This is a genomic window from Vibrio sp. R15-SG3-ISO1B, assembly GCF_059833835.1.
The window spans coordinates 1-20,080 of sequence record NZ_JCBDGG010000041.1; the positions used below are offsets into that span (position 1 = coordinate 1).

General features: G+C 47.7%; 26 protein-coding genes and 1 rRNA gene. 3 read left to right on the forward strand and 24 right to left on the reverse strand.

Translation table 11 applies throughout. The features are described 5' to 3' along the window. From AC6R0S_RS11825 to dusA, 8 genes are all read right to left on the reverse strand, one after another. A 16S ribosomal RNA gene (locus tag AC6R0S_RS11825) occupies positions 1 to 1,532 on the reverse strand; the annotation flags it as partial. 616 nt (positions 1,533 to 2,148) lie between these two features. Continuing rightward, on the reverse strand, positions 2,149 to 2,925 hold the full coding sequence (locus tag AC6R0S_RS11830; RefSeq protein WP_334554553.1) for a phosphoadenylyl-sulfate reductase: 777 nt from the start codon (positions 2,923 to 2,925) through the stop codon (positions 2,149 to 2,151). After that, on the reverse strand, positions 2,918 to 4,651 hold the full coding sequence (gene cysI, locus AC6R0S_RS11835) for an assimilatory sulfite reductase (NADPH) hemoprotein subunit (protein WP_500637977.1): 1,734 nt from the start codon (positions 4,649 to 4,651) through the stop codon (positions 2,918 to 2,920). The genes AC6R0S_RS11830 and cysI overlap by 8 nt, the downstream gene beginning before the upstream one ends. Next, a complete protein-coding gene (locus AC6R0S_RS11840) occupies positions 4,651 to 6,504 on the reverse strand; it encodes an assimilatory sulfite reductase (NADPH) flavoprotein subunit (RefSeq protein WP_500637978.1) in 1,854 nt (617 codons plus the stop codon). The genes cysI and AC6R0S_RS11840 overlap by 1 nt, the downstream gene beginning before the upstream one ends. 215 nt (positions 6,505 to 6,719) lie before the next feature. Further along, positions 6,720 to 6,950 carry a hypothetical protein gene (locus AC6R0S_RS11845; protein WP_334554559.1) on the reverse strand — a complete coding sequence of 77 codons (231 nt, stop codon included), beginning with the start codon at positions 6,948 to 6,950 and terminating at the stop codon, positions 6,720 to 6,722. 242 nt (positions 6,951 to 7,192) lie between these two features. Continuing rightward, entirely contained in the window at positions 7,193 to 7,858 is a 666-nt protein-coding gene (locus AC6R0S_RS11850) for a TIGR04219 family outer membrane beta-barrel protein (RefSeq protein WP_500630371.1), read from the reverse strand. Positions 7,859 to 7,958: 100 nt separating this feature from the next. After that, positions 7,959 to 8,171: an envelope stress response protein PspG gene (gene pspG / locus AC6R0S_RS11855; protein WP_487903281.1), complete on the reverse strand. Its 213-nt coding sequence runs from the start codon at positions 8,169 to 8,171 to the stop codon at positions 7,959 to 7,961. Between the two features lie 156 nt (positions 8,172 to 8,327). Next, positions 8,328 to 9,332 (reverse strand): tRNA dihydrouridine(20/20a) synthase DusA, encoded by a 1,005-nt coding sequence (gene dusA, locus AC6R0S_RS11860; protein WP_500637979.1) that lies wholly within the window; start codon positions 9,330 to 9,332, stop codon positions 8,328 to 8,330. Between the two features lie 106 nt (positions 9,333 to 9,438). Here dusA and AC6R0S_RS11865 point away from each other — a divergent pair, with 106 nt between their 5' ends. The 3 genes from AC6R0S_RS11865 (at position 9,439) to AC6R0S_RS11875 (ending at position 12,496) form a co-directional block, all read left to right on the forward strand. After that, positions 9,439 to 10,503 (forward strand): site-specific integrase, encoded by a 1,065-nt coding sequence (locus tag AC6R0S_RS11865; protein WP_500637980.1) that lies wholly within the window; start codon positions 9,439 to 9,441, stop codon positions 10,501 to 10,503. Between the two features lie 207 nt (positions 10,504 to 10,710). After that, a complete protein-coding gene (locus AC6R0S_RS11870; RefSeq protein WP_500637981.1) occupies positions 10,711 to 11,811 on the forward strand; it encodes a ParA family protein in 1,101 nt (366 codons plus the stop codon). 1 nt (position 11,812) lies between these two features. Continuing rightward, positions 11,813 to 12,496 (forward strand): RelA/SpoT-related domain-containing protein, encoded by a 684-nt coding sequence (locus AC6R0S_RS11875; protein WP_500637982.1) that lies wholly within the window; start codon positions 11,813 to 11,815, stop codon positions 12,494 to 12,496. Between the two features lie 231 nt (positions 12,497 to 12,727). Here AC6R0S_RS11875 and AC6R0S_RS11880 read toward each other — a convergent pair whose 3' ends face one another. From AC6R0S_RS11880 to AC6R0S_RS11955, 16 genes are all read right to left on the reverse strand, one after another. Beyond that, the gene (locus AC6R0S_RS11880; protein WP_500637983.1) at positions 12,728 to 12,949 is read right to left on the reverse strand and encodes a hypothetical protein; all 222 of its coding nucleotides are present in this window, start codon (positions 12,947 to 12,949) and stop codon (positions 12,728 to 12,730) included. Positions 12,950 to 12,962: 13 nt separating this feature from the next. Next, positions 12,963 to 13,382, reverse strand: a complete 420-nt coding sequence (locus AC6R0S_RS11885) for a virion protein (protein WP_500637984.1) — start codon at positions 13,380 to 13,382, stop codon at positions 12,963 to 12,965. A gap of 56 nt (positions 13,383 to 13,438) precedes the next feature. Beyond that, entirely contained in the window at positions 13,439 to 14,329 is an 891-nt protein-coding gene (locus AC6R0S_RS11890) for a hypothetical protein (RefSeq protein ID WP_500637985.1), read from the reverse strand. Between the two features lie 3 nt (positions 14,330 to 14,332). Then, positions 14,333 to 14,593 (reverse strand): hypothetical protein, encoded by a 261-nt coding sequence (locus AC6R0S_RS11895; protein WP_500637986.1) that lies wholly within the window; start codon positions 14,591 to 14,593, stop codon positions 14,333 to 14,335. Further along, entirely contained in the window at positions 14,590 to 15,291 is a 702-nt protein-coding gene (locus AC6R0S_RS11900) for a hypothetical protein (RefSeq protein ID WP_500637987.1), read from the reverse strand. The genes AC6R0S_RS11895 and AC6R0S_RS11900 overlap by 4 nt, the downstream gene beginning before the upstream one ends. Continuing rightward, complete coding sequence (locus AC6R0S_RS11905; protein ID WP_500637988.1) at positions 15,292 to 15,780, reverse strand: hypothetical protein; 489 nt, start codon at positions 15,778 to 15,780, stop codon at positions 15,292 to 15,294. After that, on the reverse strand, positions 15,767 to 16,153 hold the full coding sequence (locus tag AC6R0S_RS11910; protein ID WP_500637989.1) for a hypothetical protein: 387 nt from the start codon (positions 16,151 to 16,153) through the stop codon (positions 15,767 to 15,769). Before AC6R0S_RS11910 ends, AC6R0S_RS11905 begins: the two co-directional genes overlap by 14 nt. After that, positions 16,138 to 16,344 carry a hypothetical protein gene (locus AC6R0S_RS11915; protein ID WP_500637990.1) on the reverse strand — a complete coding sequence of 69 codons (207 nt, stop codon included), beginning with the start codon at positions 16,342 to 16,344 and terminating at the stop codon, positions 16,138 to 16,140. Before AC6R0S_RS11915 ends, AC6R0S_RS11910 begins: the two co-directional genes overlap by 16 nt. After that, positions 16,341 to 16,508 carry a hypothetical protein gene (locus AC6R0S_RS11920; RefSeq protein WP_500637991.1) on the reverse strand — a complete coding sequence of 56 codons (168 nt, stop codon included), beginning with the start codon at positions 16,506 to 16,508 and terminating at the stop codon, positions 16,341 to 16,343. Before AC6R0S_RS11920 ends, AC6R0S_RS11915 begins: the two co-directional genes overlap by 4 nt. 9 nt (positions 16,509 to 16,517) lie before the next feature. Further along, a complete protein-coding gene (locus AC6R0S_RS11925) occupies positions 16,518 to 16,808 on the reverse strand; it encodes a hypothetical protein (RefSeq protein WP_500637992.1) in 291 nt (96 codons plus the stop codon). A 13-nt stretch (positions 16,809 to 16,821) separates the two neighbouring features. Then, on the reverse strand, positions 16,822 to 17,715 hold the full coding sequence (locus AC6R0S_RS11930; protein ID WP_500637993.1) for a major capsid protein P2: 894 nt from the start codon (positions 17,713 to 17,715) through the stop codon (positions 16,822 to 16,824). 42 nt (positions 17,716 to 17,757) lie between these two features. Next, on the reverse strand, positions 17,758 to 17,934 hold the full coding sequence (locus AC6R0S_RS11935) for a hypothetical protein (RefSeq protein ID WP_500637994.1): 177 nt from the start codon (positions 17,932 to 17,934) through the stop codon (positions 17,758 to 17,760). 115 nt (positions 17,935 to 18,049) lie between these two features. Continuing rightward, positions 18,050 to 18,814, reverse strand: a complete 765-nt coding sequence (locus AC6R0S_RS11940; RefSeq protein ID WP_500637995.1) for a hypothetical protein — start codon at positions 18,812 to 18,814, stop codon at positions 18,050 to 18,052. After that, positions 18,783 to 19,232: a hypothetical protein gene (locus tag AC6R0S_RS11945; protein WP_500637996.1), complete on the reverse strand. Its 450-nt coding sequence runs from the start codon at positions 19,230 to 19,232 to the stop codon at positions 18,783 to 18,785. The genes AC6R0S_RS11940 and AC6R0S_RS11945 overlap by 32 nt, the downstream gene beginning before the upstream one ends. Continuing rightward, positions 19,216 to 19,752, reverse strand: a complete 537-nt coding sequence (locus AC6R0S_RS11950) for a hypothetical protein (protein WP_500637997.1) — start codon at positions 19,750 to 19,752, stop codon at positions 19,216 to 19,218. The genes AC6R0S_RS11945 and AC6R0S_RS11950 overlap by 17 nt, the downstream gene beginning before the upstream one ends. Then, the gene (locus AC6R0S_RS11955; protein WP_500637998.1) at positions 19,749 to 20,072 is read right to left on the reverse strand and encodes a hypothetical protein; all 324 of its coding nucleotides are present in this window, start codon (positions 20,070 to 20,072) and stop codon (positions 19,749 to 19,751) included. The genes AC6R0S_RS11950 and AC6R0S_RS11955 overlap by 4 nt, the downstream gene beginning before the upstream one ends. Between the last annotated feature and the right edge of the window lie 8 nt (positions 20,073 to 20,080).

Genomic DNA, 20,080 nt, shown 5'->3' on the forward strand with positions numbered 1-20,080 from the left:
AGGTTCCCCTAGCGCTACCTTGTTACGACTTCACCCCAGTCATGAACCACAAAGTGGTGAGCGTCCTCCCGAAGGTTAAACTACCCACTTCTTTTGCAGCCCACTCCCATGGTGTGACGGGCGGTGTGTACAAGGCCCGGGAACGTATTCACCGTGGCATTCTGATCCACGATTACTAGCGATTCCGACTTCATGGAGTCGAGTTGCAGACTCCAATCCGGACTACGACGCACTTTTTGGGATTCGCTTACTCTCGCAAGTTCGCCGCCCTCTGTATGCGCCATTGTAGCACGTGTGTAGCCCTACTCGTAAGGGCCATGATGACTTGACGTCGTCCCCACCTTCCTCCGGTTTATCACCGGCAGTCTCCCTGGAGTTCCCACCCGAAGTGCTGGCAAACAAGGATAAGGGTTGCGCTCGTTGCGGGACTTAACCCAACATTTCACAACACGAGCTGACGACAGCCATGCAGCACCTGTCTTACAGTTCCCGAAGGCACCAAAGCATCTCTGCTAAGTTCTGTAGATGTCAAGAGTAGGTAAGGTTCTTCGCGTTGCATCGAATTAAACCACATGCTCCACCGCTTGTGCGGGCCCCCGTCAATTCATTTGAGTTTTAATCTTGCGACCGTACTCCCCAGGCGGTCTACTTAACGCGTTAGCTCCGAAAGCCACGGCTCAAGGCCACAACCTCCAAGTAGACATCGTTTACGGCGTGGACTACCAGGGTATCTAATCCTGTTTGCTCCCCACGCTTTCGCATCTGAGTGTCAGTATCTGTCCAGGGGGCCGCCTTCGCCACTGGTATTCCTTCAGATCTCTACGCATTTCACCGCTACACCTGAAATTCTACCCCCCTCTACAGTACTCTAGTCTGCCAGTTTCAAATGCAATTCCGAGGTTGAGCCCCGGGCTTTCACATCTGACTTAACAAACCACCTGCATGCGCTTTACGCCCAGTAATTCCGATTAACGCTCGCACCCTCCGTATTACCGCGGCTGCTGGCACGGAGTTAGCCGGTGCTTCTTCTGCAGCTAACGTCAAACAAGCACGCTATTAACGTACCTGCCTTCCTCACTGCTGAAAGTACTTTACAACCCGAAGGCCTTCTTCATACACGCGGCATGGCTGCATCAGGCTTGCGCCCATTGTGCAATATTCCCCACTGCTGCCTCCCGTAGGAGTCTGGACCGTGTCTCAGTTCCAGTGTGGCTGATCATCCTCTCAGACCAGCTAGGGATCGTCGCCTTGGTGAGCCCTTACCTCACCAACTAGCTAATCCCACCTGGGCATATCCTGACGCGAGAGGCCCGAAGGTCCCCCTCTTTGAGCCGAAGCTATTATGCGGTATTAGCCATCGTTTCCAATGGTTATCCCCCACATCAGGGCAATTTCCCAGGCATTACTCACCCGTCCGCCGCTCGACGCCGTTAACGTTCCCCGAAGGTTCAGTTAACTCGTTTCCGCTCGACTTGCATGTGTTAGGCCTGCCGCCAGCGTTCAATCTGAGCCATGATCAAACTCTTCAATTTAAAGTTTTGTTCGGCTCAATGAATACTGATAAGTTCCTAGTAACTAGAAGCTAGTTCCTAGAAAACTTGAATTGACTGTGCTCGAATTCCCATCCTTTAACAAGGAAAGTCATTCAAATGGTCACTCAGTTCATTGAAACCTAATTTGAAACCGCTCTTTATTAAGAGAGATTTCTAATTGGATTATCATCAACGAGTGCCCACACAGATTGATAGGTTTATATTGTTAAAGAGCGTTCTTGGCTGTGACTCAGGTCACTCACAAGAGGCGGCCATTCTAGCGACTTAATTTTCAGTGTCAAACACTTTTTTAAGTTTTTATTTCAACGTTACCGCTGAGCTAGTTGACCTTGTCGACAACGCTGAACCCTTATGAGCTCTGCCCTGTCGACGAGGTGGCATTATAGAGATCGAAATCACATTGGCAAGTGATATTTTCATAAAAATGTAAAAATAGAGCCTAAATGAGCAATTAGCGCTCAAACCCCTATTTATCCAGCTTTACCCAACTATTTGCCACATGATAACCACAGAGTTATCCACAATGACTGATTCCAAGCGATAAAAAGGCCGCATACGCGACCTTTTTTTGAGGTTCATTGACGCAATTACCGCATCAAATACCCGAGCCATCGAGTTCGTTGTCTTCTTCATGCAGACCACACTCTCTCTTTAAGCCGAAGAAACGTGTTTCTTCTTCTGCCATTCCAGGCTCCCACTTCTTAGTGGTATGCGTATCGCCGACAGAGAGATACCCTTCATCCCAAAGTGGGTGGTAAGAGAGACCGTGCTCTTCTAGGTAATAGTGGATGTCCTTATTACTCCAATCAATCACTGGTAGAAACTTGAACACGCCATTTTGAATCGACAAAATGGGTAGTCCAGCTCGCGACTTAGATTGCTCGCGGCGTAAACCGGAGAACCAAGTGCTGACATTAAGCTCCTCTAGCGCGCGGCGCATAGGTTCCACTTTGTTTATCTTGTTGTACTTCTCGATACCCTCTATACCTTGCTCCCAAAGTTTGCCGTAGCGCGCCTCTTGCCATTGCGGACTCTCTTTAGCGCGATACACTTTTAGGTTGAGGTTCAATTTCTCTGTCAATTGATCGATAAAACGGTACGTTTGCGGGAACAAGTAACCGGTGTCGGTCAAAATGACTGGCACGTCCGGTTTCTGCTCAGTGACGAGGTGAAGCATCACCGCCGCTTGGATACCGAAACTCGACGAGACCGCGAACTCACCATCGAGGTTTTCAAGCGCCCATTTTACTCGCTGCTGTGCTGACAGTTGCTCAAGCTCGACATTGATCTGGGCAAGATGAAGACTTTGCTCGGTCTTGGTCAGTTTAAGCAGTTCTGCCAGCTCCGGCTTTGAAGCTACAGAATCAAGCATAAAAATCTCTCTTAGATACCAATACTTCTTGGATGATGCCAACACGAATCACGAAGTCACCGAAACACTCACCTTGCTCACGCTCAGTAGCCCAGCGACCGACCAGTTGATCTATCTCTTCGAGTATCTGACTATCTGTAATGTTCTCTTTGTACATTTTCGGCACGCGTGTTCCAGCGCGATTGCCCCCTAGGTGCAGGTTGTATCGACCTGGCGCCTTACCCACTAGACCAATTTCAGCCAGCATCGCGCGGCCACATCCATTAGGACAACCCGTCACACGCAGAATGATGTTGTCTTCTTTTGGTAGATTGTGTTTCGCCAAAATATCTTCTACGTCGGTCACGAACTGCGGCAAGAAACGTTCCGCTTCCGCCATGGCGAGCGGACAAGTTGGGAAGGCCACACACGCCATCGAGTTTTTACGTTGCTCGCTGACCGCGTCGTCCATCAAACCGTGTTCGCGCGCAATTTTCTCGATCTTCGCTTTGTTGCTTTTCGACACACCCGCCACAATCAAGTTTTGGTTGGCCGTCATGCGAAAATCGCCTTTATGGATTTTGGCAATTTCAGCCACACCGGTTTTGAGGGGCTTGCCTGGGTAATCCAATAGTCGGCCGTTTTCGATAAACAAGGCGAGATGATGTTTACCATCAATGCCCTCTACCCAGCCGATACGATCGCCACGTTCTGTGAATTCGTATGGACGGCTAGCTTGGAACTGAACACCGGCACGTTTTTCCACTTCCGCTTTAAACACATCAATACCGACGCGATCAAGCGTGTACTTGGTTTTGGCGTTCTTACGGTTTGAACGGTTACCCCAGTCACGTTGCGTAGTCACAACCGCGGCTGCCACATCCAACGTTTTTTCAAGTGGAATAAAACCAAAGTCATCCGCTCGACGTGGATAGGTCGACGTATCACCGTGAGTCATCGCAAGACCACCACCAACTAAAACGTTGAAACCCACCAGCTTGCCGTTATCGGCTATCGCGACAAAGTTCAAATCGTTCGCATGCACATCCACATCATTTTGCGGCGGAATCACCACGGTGGTTTTGAACTTACGCGGTAGGTAGTTACTGCCAAGGATCGGCTCTTCGTCTGTGGTCTCAACCTTCTCACCGTCTAGCCAGATCTCTGCGTACGCGCGCGTCTTAGGCAGCAGGTGCTCACTGATCTTTTTCGCCCACTCGTACGCCTCTTGGTGTAACTCAGATTCCACAGGGTTAGTGGTACACAATACGTTTCGGTTCACGTCACCTGCGGTAGCGATAGAGTCAATCCCAATACTGTGGAGCGTTTGGTGCATCAATTTGATGTTTGGCTTTAATACGCCGTGGAACTGGAACGTTTGTCGAGTCGTTAGACGGATACTGCCGTACAGAGAGTGCTCTGTAGCAAACTTGTCAATCGCCAACCATTGCTTCGGCGTGATAATGCCGCCCGGCATGCGCGCACGAAGCATCACATTGTGTAGAGGCTCCAGCTTTTGTTTCGCACGTTCGTTGCGAATATCACGGTCATCTTGCTGATACATACCGTGGAAACGGATCAGCTGGAAGTTATCCGCCGTAAATCCACCGGTGATGCGATCTTGCAGATCCGCTTCGATCGTCCCACGTAGGAAGTGACTTTCTCTTTTAAGACGTTCGTTATCGGAAAGCGGCCCTAACTCTTCGCCCAGTACCACCTGCTTGTTATTTTCAGTAGAAAAAGTCATTAGTACACATCCCTTTGATAACGTTTTGCTTTGCGTAACTCATTAATAAATTCTTCTGCGTCATCACGCGATAGATTGCCTTGCTGCTCAGCGACGATGATCAGCGCGTCATGAACGTCTTTTGCCATACGAGTGGCATCACCACAGACATACAGATACGCGCCATCTTGAATCCACTGCCACACTTGTGCCGCGTTCTCTAAAATGCGGTGCTGAACATACACTTTCTCGGCTTGATCGCGGCTAAAGGCCACATCCAAACGGCTGAGTACCCCTGATTTTAGGTATTTCTGCCACTCCACTTGGTAGAGGAAGTCCTGAGTAAAGGTACGATCGCCAAAGAACAACCAGTTCTTTCCAGACGCATCACGGTTCTCACGCTCCTGGATAAAACTGCGGAATGGGGCAATCCCAGTGCCTGGGCCAATCATGATAATCGGCGTGCTGTCATCTTGAGGTAATTTGAAGTTGTTGTTGTTTTCAACAAACACTTTGACCGCACCGCCCTCTTCGAGGCGCTGAGCCAAGAAACCTGAGGCACCACCAAAGCGAGACTCGTCACCTTGCTGGTATTCCACCAGCCCAACAGTCAAATGCACTTCTTCATCCACTTCGGCTTGGCTTGAGGCAATCGAGTAGAGTCTTGGCGTCAAGCGGCGCAACAAACCAATCAGTGCGTCTGCCGATAGGGTGGTTTTCTTCTCCGCTAACACGTCAACAATTTGCGTGTTGGCGGCGTACTCACGAAGCTTGTCTTTGTCTTCGACCAATTTTTGCAGTTTCTTGCTGCCTGACAGCTCAGCAAATTTTGTGACAAACTGAGGATTAGAAGCGGTGATTTCGAATTTAGTGACCAACGCGCTGTGAATCGACAAGCTCTCGCCATCCACTTCAACGCTTTCCACACCTGACAGACCCACTTTAGCTAGGATAGCATTGGCGAGTTCAGAGCTGTTCTCAAACCATACGCCCAAGGCGTCGCCTGGCTGATAAGTCAAACCTGAGCCTTCAAGATCAATTTCAATGTGACGCACGTCTTTTCCAGAATCACGCCCGGTGATCTTCTGGCTAGTCAGCAAAGTCGCGGTGTATGGGTTTTGCTTGTTGTAGGACGACACGACCGCCGATTGACCTACTGGCAACTGAACGACTTCAGCTTCTACGCCACCAGCCAACTCTTCTTTAACGATAGAGAGCGCTTTTTCACGCCACTCACTGGCTGGCGCTTCATAATCGACGTCACAGTCAACACGCTCAATAAAGGCCGTCGCGCCCAACTTGGAGAGATATGCATCGAAGTCTTTACCGGTTTGGCAGAAAAACTCATAGCTTGAGTCACCGAGCGCAATCACACCATATTTGAGGTTCGGCAGTTTCGACGCTTTCTTCGACTGCAAGAATTCATGCAGTTCAATGGCGTTGTCTGGGGCTTCACCTTCACCATTGGTTGACGCCACGATAATCACGTGGGTCTCTTTGGCTAAGCTTTTGCCTTTGTAATCACTGGCATCAAAGAGCGCCACATCAATACCTTGCGCTTTTGCGTCATGCTCGAGCGCTTCAGCCACGCCTTTCGCATTGCCAGTTTGCGAGGCGAAAATGATCGTCAATTTACCCGCAGGCTTGGCTGCCACCGCAACCGCCGCTTGACTGATGGGTGCAGACGCTGCTGCGGTTTGAGGCTGTTGTGCTAGGCCCCAAAAGTAGCCGCTGACCCATGCCAGCTGCTGAGTAGATAAACCAGCAACAGTTTGTTGCAAAGACCCTAGCTGCTGATCATTCAGCGGCGCAGCCAAAGCCGGTAATTCTTGTGATGCGTTTCCTTCAGAGGAGACGTTGTTTTTTAATGACATGGTCACGACATCCCTATTCATTGCGTGACGATAGATTAACCACTCTCCTTAATAACAAGAAAGAATAGAAGTGAATGTTTTATAACTTTTGGAATTAAAGGAAACGTGCAGCGCCTGAACGCCGTCAGCCAGTCGCGCGCCTTTACGCAGTACAAGCAGGGGAGGTAATAATGAGAGGTGATAGACAAGGCGTCTTTTTCTGTGAGTAGTGGGGACTATTTGGCTTCGACCCGTACGTGCTTAAAGCCCACCGCCATTGCCGACTTGGAGGCTAGATCAAGGTCTAGGTACTGACACTCCTCACCTTGAGCATCGGTCAATAACACGAAACCACCTCTAGCGTGGCGAAATTCCACCACCCAACTGCCCTCTTGGACAGACGGTTCAATAATGGCTTCCACCAGTTGATTGTCTCGATATAGGCTTCTTAGTTCATTAATCGTCATGAGATTCCCTTCTCTGGCTAGAAACAAGCGCCATCTATAAGCATGGAAGAAACTGACGATATCGCGACATTTTTTCGTGCATTTATAATGAATAGATATAAAAAAACAGTTCGATAGATACAAAAAAAGCGCCACATCAATCGCAGCGCTCTTTTTCTAGTTATAATGAAAGGCATGAGGCAGTCATACATCATGCTATCGAGAAGACGCATACATATTCTTCACTGGGAAGAATCGCTGACTTAGAAGCTCCACTCCGCGCCAACAAAAAAGCCATTGGCGAAGATAAACGATTTACCGAGGTCCTCGGATTTCGCATCGAACTTGCCCGACTCCAAATCAATCACGCGATAACCACCTCGGAAAGCCAACGTCGTCTCTTTCAGTGGCAGGCGGTACTGAACGCCCGCCATCAAATCGGTACTTTTGATGTCGTTGTTGTTGCCAAAGTTCATCTCACCGATGATATCAAAATGCGTATTGGGCACCGTCAGCTCTGCATAGCCGTACCACGCCCAGATAAATCCATCGAAATCGACTGGATTGTTGATGTCTTCGGCATTGACGTACTTGGTATCGGATAAATCCGTCAGGGTCACCCCCGCATCGAAATGCATTAAATCATGCTCAAGCAGGCGGTAGTAGAGCGTCAGGTCGAGCTTATCAAACGCCATGTAATCAGCATCAACACTGGAGTAACGCAAACGGGCATCGGGAAGGTACGGCGTGTCATGCTCAATCGCCAAATAGCCGCTGGGTGTGGTGTCGCTGTCGCGGTTTACTTCATTGACCTTGGTTTTCGGCCACCACATCTCTGCACCGACTTTCGCCGTGTACGAGGACTCCGCCATCGCCCATCCCGAAACCATCGAGGCGATAGTGAAAATTGCAGCCGATTTGATACCCATTGATTAAACTCTCCACACTGTTGCTATGCATCATAGATGACGTAGCGAAAATAGTACCACATTCACTGAGCTTGCCCGCAACAATTTAGCCTAAACAGCGCTAGGATCTTGGCTGCGCGACCACGCTTTTAAAAAACCATACCCCTATCGCGATAACCACTAACCAAGGGATTAATTTAATCACCGCCGACATCATCCCGAGCAGCAACATCACCACCATAGCAAAGCCAATGGCGGCCAATACGGTCAGGAAGGTCACGCCTGTGACCAGTAACGTCGCCGCGAAGATCAAAGCAAAAATCAATTCAAACATAGTGCTCTCCTTTTTGCTCAATCAATACAGATAGTGTGCCAAGATTAAAAATCAAGATAAGATCATGTTTTATATAGACAAAAAAAAAGAGGCTGGGTCTAACCCTACCTCTTCATATTCATCTATTGGTAAATTTAACCACTCAACTGGCGATTTTTACACATCTAACTCTTGGGGAATTTTCGCCAGCGCCGCTTGTACCACTTCAATTCCGGAACCCGGTTTGTGGGCGTTCTCACTGATGTAACGACGCCATTGACGCGCGCCTGGCATGTTTTGGAACAAGCCCAACATATGACGAGTGATGTGGCCTAAGTAGGCCCCCTTCGCCAACTGCTGCTCAATGTATGGGTACATCTCTTCGACCACTTGACGACGCTTCTTCACTGGCGTGTCGAGACCGAAAATCGTCTGATCAACGTGTGCCAATAGGTACGGGTTTTGGTAAGCCTCTCGCCCAACCATGACGCCATCAAGGTGCGCTAAATGTTCTAACGACTCATCCAAGGTTTTAATGCCGCCATTGACGCCAATGTTTAAGTGGGCAAAATCTTGCTTGATTTGATACGCGCGCGGGTAATCCAGCGGCGGGATCTCTCGGTTCTCTTTCGGACTCAAACCGCTTAACCACGCTTTACGAGCGTGAATCGTAAACTGCTCACAGCCACCTTTTTCAGACACAATGCGCACGAAGTCAGTTAGAAACTCATACGAGTCTTGATCGTCAATGCCGATGCGCGTCTTAACGGTCACAGGAATATCAACCACATCGCGCATGGCGGCAATACACTGTGCCACCAGCACAGGTTCCGCCATCAAGCAGGCGCCAAAACGACCATTTTGTACTCTGTCCGACGGGCAACCGACATTGAGGTTAATTTCGTCATAGCCACGCTCAGCCGCCAACTTCGCACACGTCGCTAAATCTTTCGGGTTGGAGCCACCAAGTTGCAGCGCCACTGGGTGCTCCTCCTCGTTGTACGCCAAGAAGTCGCCTTTACCATGAATGATCGCGCCGGTTGTCACCATCTCAGTGTAGAGCAAGGTCTCTTTAGTGAGGAGTCGGTGGAAGTATCGACAATGGCGATCTGTCCAATCGAGCATGGGTGCTATAGAGAAACGATTACTAGCGTATTTATTGGCTTTATCAGTGTTTATCATGATTTAGTCTCAAATTAACACTGTACAAACATACAGTGAATTACCTAGAATCTGATGGAAATTCCTCTTCCAGTCCCCCTATAGTCCCCCTCAAGGAGTAGGACAAATGGCAAGCTACAGCATAGAAACGCGCAAGCTAAAAAGTGGTGAACTTCGGTTCAAGGTAACGATAGTCGTGAAAAAAGATTCGCGCATTATACACAGGGAGAGCAAAACTCTAAAAAAGAAAGCACTCGCGAAGTCATACGGGATGAAAAGAGTGGCGGATCTCGAAGAGAATGGCGTTCATGGCCAGTCTAAGTCGGTTCCCCTCAGGGAGTTGATTGATCGGTACATGTATGAGCCCGAGTTGTGGAATCGAACCGGCAGAACAAAGCGTTACGTAATCCAATTATTGAGAGATTGCGATATTGCGAATATCGACTCCAACTCTTTGCTTACTAGTGACTTGATCACTCACTGTAAAAACAGAAAAGCAGCGGGAGCAGGTGGTGCTACCATCTATCATGACATTGCTTACCTACGCTCAGTCATGAAAAAGGCGAAGCCTGTATTCAACATAGCGGCCAACTATCAGATATTTGAAGAGGCTGTGCCAGTATTAACTGACATGGGGCTAATAGGTAAGAGCCAAAAACGCACACGGCGCCCGACTTCGGAAGAGCTCGATCGATTGCGTGAAGGACTGAAAAAACGTGAAGACTTCCGGCCAAATGGTAAGACCCGAATACCTTACTCTGACATTCTTGAGTTCAGTATTCTAACTTGTATGCGAATAGGCGAAGTCTGCAAAATTCTTTGGGAAGACTTGGACGAAGTAAACAAGACCGTAGTGGTTCGAGATAGGAAAGATCCGAGAAAGAAAGCGGGTAATCATATGCTTGTTCCCCTACTCGGAGAGTCCTTCAACATTGCCAAAAAGCAACCTCAAAAAGGGGATCGAATTTTCCCTTACAACGCCCGAAGCGTTACCGCTGGCTTTCAACGTGTCCGAAACGACCTAGGTATCGAGGATTTACGATATCACGATTTAAGACGAGAGGGAGCAAGTCGGCTGTTTGAAAAGGGGTATTCGATAGAAGATGTGGCGCAAGTAACGGGTCACCGGAATTTGAATGTGCTTTGGCAGGTTTATACTCAGTTATTTCCGCATAAGTTACACCAGAAGTAAGCCTTCCGTAGAGCCAAAAACAGCCCTCCCCCGATATACTCTGCGGCTTCTTAATTAGCAGTGCTATGAAACGAAATATGGCACTGTTCTCATATCAATCAGCCGTTAGATTCAACGACCTAACACACACATGTAGTACTTAACTATTGACTTGCGTTTCATATGCAGTAGAGAATTATGTGATTAATAGAATATAGAGCAATTTAAATGAAAATCATTTCCGTTTTTAACAACAAGGGTGGTGTTGGGAAATCAACACTAGGCTACCATTTGGCACATGCTCTTTCTGAGCAAGGCGTCAAAACACTGATGGTAGATTTAGATCCACAATCAAACTTGTCTTTACAGTGCCTCTCTCCAGAAACATTAGAGAAAATGTGGCTTGAGGAAGAGCCTTATATACAAGATTTTCAAGGTGCTATGGAAGATAGCACCGAAAGCTACGATGACTTTATATCTCAACCACGCTCTATTCATTGCCTTCTAAAGCCTATAGAAGATGGTATTTTCGACAAATTTAGACTGGGGGCAATTAACGAGATAAAAAAAAATCTTGGTATTATTCCTGGTCGATTAAGCCTCCATACCTTTGAAGATAAAATAGCCAAGTCTTGGAGTGATGCCTTCATGGGAGAGCCACAAGCTATTCGTCTAATCACTAGCATTCGTAATCTATGCCAAGAAGCTGAAAAAAAACATGGTTATCAGGTCGCAATTATAGACACGTCACCTAGTTTAGGCATACTCAACAAAGTCATCATATCTACATCTACTGGTTTTTTCGTGCCTTGTATGCCAGATATGTTTTCTACATTTGGCATAACCAATATAGGTATGGCACTAAAAATGTGGAAAACTCAATTTGACACGATGTATAGCCTCCTCACCGATAAAAAACGAGCAGCATTTCCCAATGAATTCGTAAAATTCTTAGGTTTCACAATTTATAATGCAAAAAGGTATGCAGGACAAAATGAACTTGACCTTGCCGCTGCACATTATTCATACGTGAAAAAGCTGCCTAAGATTATTCACCAAAACATACCTAATGAATGCTATAGCCATCTTACCGAAGACCAAATTAAAGATCCTATTGGTGGCATGGCCGTAATGCACTCTCACAATACATTACCCTCAATGGCACAAAAATATCGTCATCCAATTTGGGAAGTACCAGAGTTGAGCAACCTTGAAAAAAGTGATAAGGGAACTATTTCGGGAAATAGAAAGATGTATACCGAAAAACAACAAGGCTATCACGAGTTCGCTAAAGCTCTCCTCGTTCGTTTAAATGGTATAGAGGATTAATATGAACGAAGAATTAATGGAGAAGTATTCAGATATTCTTGCTGCTTACAAAGACAAGGAAGACCGAGTAAAACATTTTCACAAAAATGTAATCGCGTTTTTTGAGAACTCAAAACTTAGTAACACGGTCCATTCAATTCGTCATAGAAGAAAAGATATCAATCACTTAGTTCAAAAAATAGAACGAAAGAATCTCGAAGACGCTGAAAAGCAAGTTGAAGAGCAAAAAGGTCCAATTACTGCTGATAACTTTTTTGAACGTATAACAGACTATGCTGGAGTTAGGGTTTTACACCTCTACCAATCACAGCTTGAGTCGATTCATAAAACAATCGAACAAGCAATTAAAGAGGGTGAATTTTTTGAATTTGCAGAACCTCCCGTTGCTTATGTTTACGATCCTGAAGCAAAAAAATACTGCCAGTCTATCGGACTAAAAACTGCGGATAATGACCGATATTACACCAGCATACATTATGTTTTAAAACCGAACAAAAACAGTCCTATCACTTGCGAAGTTCAAGTGAGAACGATAATGGAAGAACTATGGGGCGAGGTAGACCATACGATGAACTACCCGCACCCTCACAAGGATGAACAATGTAGGGAAAACATTAAAGTCCTTGCTAGACTAGTGGGTGCAGGGGGAAGTCTCGCAGACTCGATAATGAAACGTTACTCTTAAGAGTACCTCTAGTGCCATATGGCCTGATCCTGTAAATAATCGTGCTATATGGCCCCCCTAAAAACATCACTCAGGATGCTCTGTTTTTATCTTCCAACCTAGTCAAGCGCTCATCCATTTTCTCCATCATCAGGCGTAACCATTTAACATCTGTCTTAAGAGTTACGCCTACACCCATACCGCTAGATAGAGCACTGGCCATAGCAACAATCAAAGTCTGATACTCAGCCATCACTTAAATTCATTCCGTATCATTTCCCAAGTACCAAGCAGTATTGGAAGTGTTGTTCCCACTAAGCCACCATATTGAACGCCTTCTGCCGTCACACTAGCCGTTAATAGTTCAGGATGCCCTGTAGCTAGAGCAACACCGGCCCCAAGTAGAGCAATACCTTTCTTCGTTGATGGCTGGTCTAAATCGATGCCAATCGTCTGTTTTAAAAATGCTTTCATTCGTTGTTTCCTTCTATGCCATGGCCACGCCTTCGCGTGCCATATTCAAACCGTAGTAGTTGCCGACTTCTTTTCGGCTCATTGCATGCAGCAACTTAGCAAGCTGCTCATGGTTGTACACATCCACCGTTTGATTGGGTTGAATGCCAGTCCAAGAGCTCACTTGTTGGATATACAGCGATGTGTTGTTTTCGCTTGGCGGTGCAAACCGAGTGATCATGTCTTTCAAGGTTTTATAACCTTGACGGGAGTAACTGCGAAGAACTCGCGCACCGGCTCGGAAGCCAAAAACAGGATGAGTGAACTCTTCAAAGGCTGAATCCAGATCCAAAGCGTGCTCACCTTCCCATTGGGTCGAATCACCTTCTGATTCTCGAATGTTTAACGGATTATTGTTTCGAACGCCTCGCGGCAATTCCTCTCGTAGCTTCATATAGCTTAAAACTCCTAGCGCTATGACCGCGCCGATAATCAGACGTGTATCCATGCTTAATTCACTTGGGAACCTTTAATGGTTCCAGTTTGGGTAAAGACTGCTTTTGATTTACCATCAATGGCATAACCGGCTCGTCCTCCCGTGCCACCACCGCCTCTTTTGTCAATGTGAACAGAAACGATCTCTGCGGCTGTCTCGCTGTGATAGACCCCAGCTCCACCATTCGCGCCTTTGGCACCGAGTGAGCCACCTTTTCCGCCTGACCCACCCAAGGTACGAAAGACCGCCGATGAAGAAGGCTTCCAACCAGAAGGACTACCGGAACCATTGGACCCAGCGCCGCCAGTCCCCCCATTTCCCCCTTTGCCGCCATAGCTATTGCCTTCGAACGTCACAAAGTTCTGTTGAAATGGAGGGCCAATTGCCATAGTCGCTTTAAAGTGCGCGCCGCCTCCACCTCCCGCACCACCACCACCGCCAGCGATCGTACCGTGATTTTCTATGGTGACAGGGTTGGCAGACTCACGTATGCGAAGTGCCGTACCACCGGCAGCGCCGTTACCTCCTCGGGCACCATTCGCACCGCCACCACCACCATTACCACCTCGCCCACGAATAACCCCATGATTACGAATGATGATATTTTTCCCTGAATACGCGTTGCCTATGCTTAACGCTGGAACTCCGCTATCCGCTGCGGTAATTACCGCACCTTGAGCGACTTCGATAACGATGGTGTCTGCATCAGGAATGCCTATTTTCTGGTAGAGATTGAAAGTGGAGTGACTACCTGTGACCGTCACTTTGAACTCATCGACGAACGAGACTTTCCAAGCGCCGTTTTGCTTCACCAACACCTTTTTGACTTTTTGCCATACAGTCGAGAGCTTGATGTGAGGCTTAGCTACCTGCCAAGCACCGGTCTTTTTCAGTTTGCTTTTCATGGCTTAACTCGTCACAAAGTAAACATCACCATCCCGACCTACATCAGCACTCGGTTCTACCGTACCATCAAGGATATTTGGCCTCGCTTCGAGTGCTTGTTGCAGAGTTGTCACGGTTTGCTTGAGCTCGTTGACTTTGGTATTCACCGTACCCACGGCTTTCTCACTGGCTGCAACATTGGTTCGAGTACCGCTGATTTGGTTGCTAAGTGTTACTTGTTCAGGAAACTCAATCTTTACCGGTGGCGGGATAATTTGACTCATGCTGTTACCTCACTGACATACAACTGGCAGTTGTCGGGAATCAGCACTTCTAGCTCAGCTCCATTCGATAAGATAAAGCCACCATCAGGGGCTAGCTCAAAGCCACGTTCAGCAATGCCACCAAGCCAAATAGATGCTTGGTTGTTCGCCCCAGCTTTTAAGATGAGCTCTTTCCGCTTTGTGTTACCACTAATGATTCCGGTAGCCGTCATGGTTTCATGCGCGACATAACGCAAATTAGGCGCGGTCTGTTCAACTACATGAACCTTTTGTACTTCGGGAACACTCTGAGCGTTGAGCACTTCCACTTTCATCTGTTCAGGAAAGTTGCTTACCTCTGCTTTGACTTGCTGACTAGGTAGCAATTCAACTGGCTGACGTCCTTCAAAACGTACTTCAAGGTTTTCCGCTTCAAGGTCTGCTGCGACACTGATTTTTGAACCGTCTAGAGTGGGAAAAAACTTACCTTCAATACAGACCAACGAGATCTCGCTATCTACTCCCATATTGACCACTTCAATTGCCTCGTAGGTCAATCCACTCGGCAGTTGAATTTGGTCACCACGACGGAGCATGTAAACGTGTCCTGAAGGGCGGCAAGTGACTTGCACCAACTCGCCCTTGCCTAGATAAACATTGGTACCACCAACGCTGGCTTTCAGTTTGTCGTTCTTACGTAAAAACTTCTCAACGTACATTTACTTACCCTTGTTCATCGTCAGAACCAGAAACCCGATCACTACCAATGCCATGACCAGGTAGAGATATTTTTGGTTGGCCAGCACATCCGAAGCGCCGCCAGTGTTGTTGCTCTTCACTGTGGACTGAATACCTTCAAGCAACTTAAAGTTGTTTGATGCTTGTTGACCTTGGAGCCCAGCCAAAGTGTCCAGTGAGCGATTATTTTGCTCTCGAAGGCTTTCCAGCGCCGAGCGAGTAATGACCTCACTGTTATCAAACGCTTCATCGATCACGTGAGAATTGGTGTCTAATGCTTTGGTCGTTACGGCTTCATTTGATTTCAGCGCGTCACTCACTACATCGAGCGAGTTTCCTAATGAGTCAAATGCTTCATCGGCAATCCCATCCGCAAAGTCAAAACTCGCCTTGATCGCACCGCCATCAAGCACATTGTTGATATTGTGGTTATTGACCACACTTGATTGAGAACTTTTAGACCGACTCATTACCACCTCCTAGTCGGATTCGATATGCCCCTTCTAGCCCTTCTCCCAAAATGGGAGTGGGTTGATGGCCACGCCAAAAGCGTAAAATCGCCAGCTCATCGTCAGCAATGTGAAACCTCATCGAAGTAGCACCGGCACTTTTCGCAATGTCCAAAACGAGTGAGGCCCACTTCTTCACGCCTTTTCCGAGTGAGGCCATCCACACCAATTCTCGGCCTTCACTTCGAAGCACCACAAGTAACTCGTCAAACTTCCAAACTTCACCAAGAAGAGTTAGCTCATCAAGAATGCTTGGTGTAAATCCGGCTTCTTCAAATCGCTTTCGCAATTCAGGCGACCATGCCAGTCGAACCGGTATCACTTTCTCAGCCATAGGAATACCACCACTAATACCGCAGCAATCATCAGGTAAGTTGAAGTGCTTTCTGTACGTCCTTGGTTGTTGTTAAACACCACACGACTGCCACCGCCACCCCCTGAAAAGTCGCCATTGGCAGCACTTGATGTGCCGCCAGTAATTCCACCGCCGCCGGTACTTACTCCACCGCCAATACTTGGAATCATGACAACCACCCCTTACGCCAAGCCACGTATGCAGCCGCGATAAGCAACACAATCAAAAGGTAAGGTGGACGGCCATTTTCACCACCCGTGACCGCCTCCACCGTCTCCTTTGTCCACCAAGCGCCACCAATACCGCCAACAATCAGCGGAATAAAAATAGGCATCGCTCCCCCTTACTTCTTAAGCAGCAAAACAAGAATGATGAGTAAAGCCACCCCGCCAAACATCAACATTTGTTGCTTGCTTTGAGCCTGTTGTGCTTGAAGCGCAGCATTGCTTTGCGCGATTCGCGCTTGCTCTGACAGCGTTGCATTTTCGTTGGCGGCTTTTTGCGCTTCTGCTTGGGCGGTCTGACTATTAAAATAAGACGCTGCTCCACCAAAAAGATCCGAAGCCAACTCACTGGCGCCATCTGTAAAGCCATCCCACCAGTTCGATTGAGTGGCATTTTCTGGAACTGCCATGCTCACCCCCTAGTTAATTCGGTAGCTTTTCAATTTCGATGTAATCCATGAAAACATCGACCGTTCCAACCGTGCGCTTCTCGATCACCAACTTAAGGCTGGTATTGGCCACCGGTACAAACGACTGCTCATTTGCAAAACCACAGCTCACAAAGTCGAGCCACACCCCTTTTGTGGGCGCTTGCGTCTCACCGTAACGAGACTGAGCAAACTTGATGTCTTCCACATCCTGTTCCCAAATCGTTTCGTTATCACGGCGAATAGATAGGCGCGTAATGTCATCATTCTCTGTTTCAAGTAGCATCGAGCGCAGACGAATATTGGCACCAACCAATGGGAACTCATGACGCTGCTCACCGGTCTGGGTGTGATCAATCGACGTTTCCGTGTAGCGTTGCTGAAAGAAACGGTCGCTTTGATAGTCCACCACTCGGGCTTTGGCCACGAACTCAGGAAAATCCGGATCGCCCTCTTCCTTTTGCTTCACTTGAATCTTTAGAACCAGTAGCTCACCCGCTTGGTGAACGTACTCACCGCGACGAATACCGGCTAGAGTGCGCAGCGTTTCATCGGCGAAAGGAATAATCAGGCGAGTTTTCGTCGCACCATTGACACCCTTTGCCTGCACTGGCAGCGCTTTTTTGATGTCGCGCTTATGAAAGAACGCCGCATCAACACCGATAATCTCTTTGTTGTTTCGTTCTAATGAAACACGCCCTAGGCGCTCAAGAGGCAGATCAGTGGTAATTTCCAGTGACGCAAACGCGTTCAAGATGTTGATGTCTAGAATTGCCTGTTTGCCATAAGGCGAACCGGCACGAAACGGATCCAAGTCCATAGGACGCACATTAAATGCGCCTTTAACCGCTGCAATCAGAGCAGCTTGTTGGCTAGTGTTTAGAGCCATAGATGTCATCCTTCTAAATAGTGTTTCAATCGAGCTTGGCGCTTAGTCCAAACCAACCTTTTCAGCGACATCTTCAAGCGCATCCACATTAGTGAGCGCATACATAACGGCTAGCATGACCACCACGGTCACCATCACCACTTTCCATTGTGCTTTTGAAATACCAAACATGTTTTCAAACCCTTTACTTACAAAAACGTTAAACGCAATTTTGAACATATAAACCTCGCCATTACTGGCTTGCGTTATTCAAAGTAAAAGTAGAATTTGAAGGATGGAATCAGGAGTAACCTATAGGTTAAGTGGTTAACCTATAGGTTGAATGAGCGTTAAATCAGCGGTAATTGAGGGATAATTTAGTGCCGTTAGCACAGTGAAAAGCAGCGTGCTCAACGTTGCCAATGCCATCACGCACTAACATATATTCGGCAACAGGCTTACCTATAGTTTGCTTGTTCATTTTCGCAGACACCAAAGCAGCAATTTGGTGCATGTCTAAGCCTTTCTTATCTGCCAGCCATTTAGCATCAGACATTGAGTTAACGGCACCTACCCACCATGTTGAGGATTGCTCCGTCACTGTTTTGGGTACCTCCTGACCTCGTTGGAACACTGTGTGAACCACCAGCCCATATTGACGGCCTCCACGAAGCAATTCACCAGCTCGACCTTTGAGCTTGCCTGACGTTTCAACACAACTGGCCAACTCTTCAATCACAACGTGGAGCTTTGACGCTTTACCGTTACCCATGGCCCATACCACCGCGCTAAAAAACTCGAGTTCTTCGGCGGTTGCACCATCGGAAGGGATGTAAGCCAATTTGAACGATTTACCACTCTTTCGCGCCATCAATAATGACTTGACGAACACAGCACGCGATCCCGTTGAGTGGCACATTTGCCCTTGAAATTTGCGCCCTGCATAGTTTCGGTATGGGTCAAAGAAAACGGCTTGCGACCCCTTAGGCACCAACCCAAGAAATCGCACTGCTGAGGTTTTTCCCCCACCGGTACCCGCCACATAGATGACATGCTCAGCATCATGTGACGGATCAGAATTAACCGGATTAGGCAGTTTGAGAGGCGTGGGCTTCTTCATCCTGTGCCCTCCGTTTTTCGGCTTTCAACGTCTTCAAGTTCATGCGTGTGGTATAAATCAGACCGAGTACCGCAAGCGCCAACGTCGCCTCTTCAAGGTAATCCCCAAACCAACCTGAAACAGCCGTGCCATGCTTACAAAGAACCGGTACAGCCGCTTGAGTCACTTCTTCACGGCTTTGCTCGTCAAACTTGAAGTCCACACCTGAAAACATTGCCGTACCCTTTTCAACAACCATGAACATGACTTCTAGAAATGCTTGTAATGATGCTGTGTTGTCGACATCTACAGCGGTACTCAGTTCTCCGCTATGCTCCGAATGTGCTTGTTCTTCGTTTTCCAGTTGATGAATGACCGCATCAAAATTACCCCAATCATCAGCCATGTTCTCTACTTCCTGCTCAGGCGGTAACGACATCAGTCACCTCCTGATTTGGCGTATCAAGTCGCTTTTTCTTCACCATCGTACGAACCAACCACACAACAAAAAGCAACACTCCCAATAGGAGCAATACTCGCTGCATCAGGTTTTTTTTATCATGCGTCGGCATGCTAGCAACGGTTGAGTCAGTGCTTTCAACCTTATCGTTATTGGTTTGAGCCACCATTGACTCGCCAGTTAGCTCAACGCTTTCGCTAGTCACTTCTAATGCACTAGCTGTACTGACCGCTTCATCATGTTCAGCGTTGTGTAGCGTGGTTAAATCCGGTTGAGGCGTTTCCGTCATTGCTCCCTCAATGTAGTTGTTCACCGTCTTACTCATTGAGCTATTACCGCAGTTGGGACAGCGGTAATACTTCAATCCAAGGTTGCGAGCGTTTTTAGTGGGTTCACCTTCCGCCATTAAACGCCCCTCACCTACCTGATGCACCGTTGCTTCGGTATGACAAACCGGACAGGGGACGTAGCCCCGCACTGGATTTGGAAATTTGCTCATGCCACCACCTCAGCCTCTTCAATGCTTTTCAATTGGTTCAAGTCAGACGTCACCACAGCACGGTACTTCTTGCGCGCCACGTTGTTGAGCTTTACTAATTGCTCCAGCTGTTCAAAAAAGTTATCTGGTAAGCCAAGGGCGGACAGAGATAGCTTGCCTGTCATCATCATGGATGCAGCTTTCTTCATTAATCCGTTGGCACCTAAATTACGCAGTGCTTCCACTTGGCCACTGATATTACCCTCAAGGCGGTCTGCCGCATCCAAAGCGGCGAGATCACGTTGGCACTCTTCGATACTTAGACGTTTTGTTTCTGTCATGGTCTTTT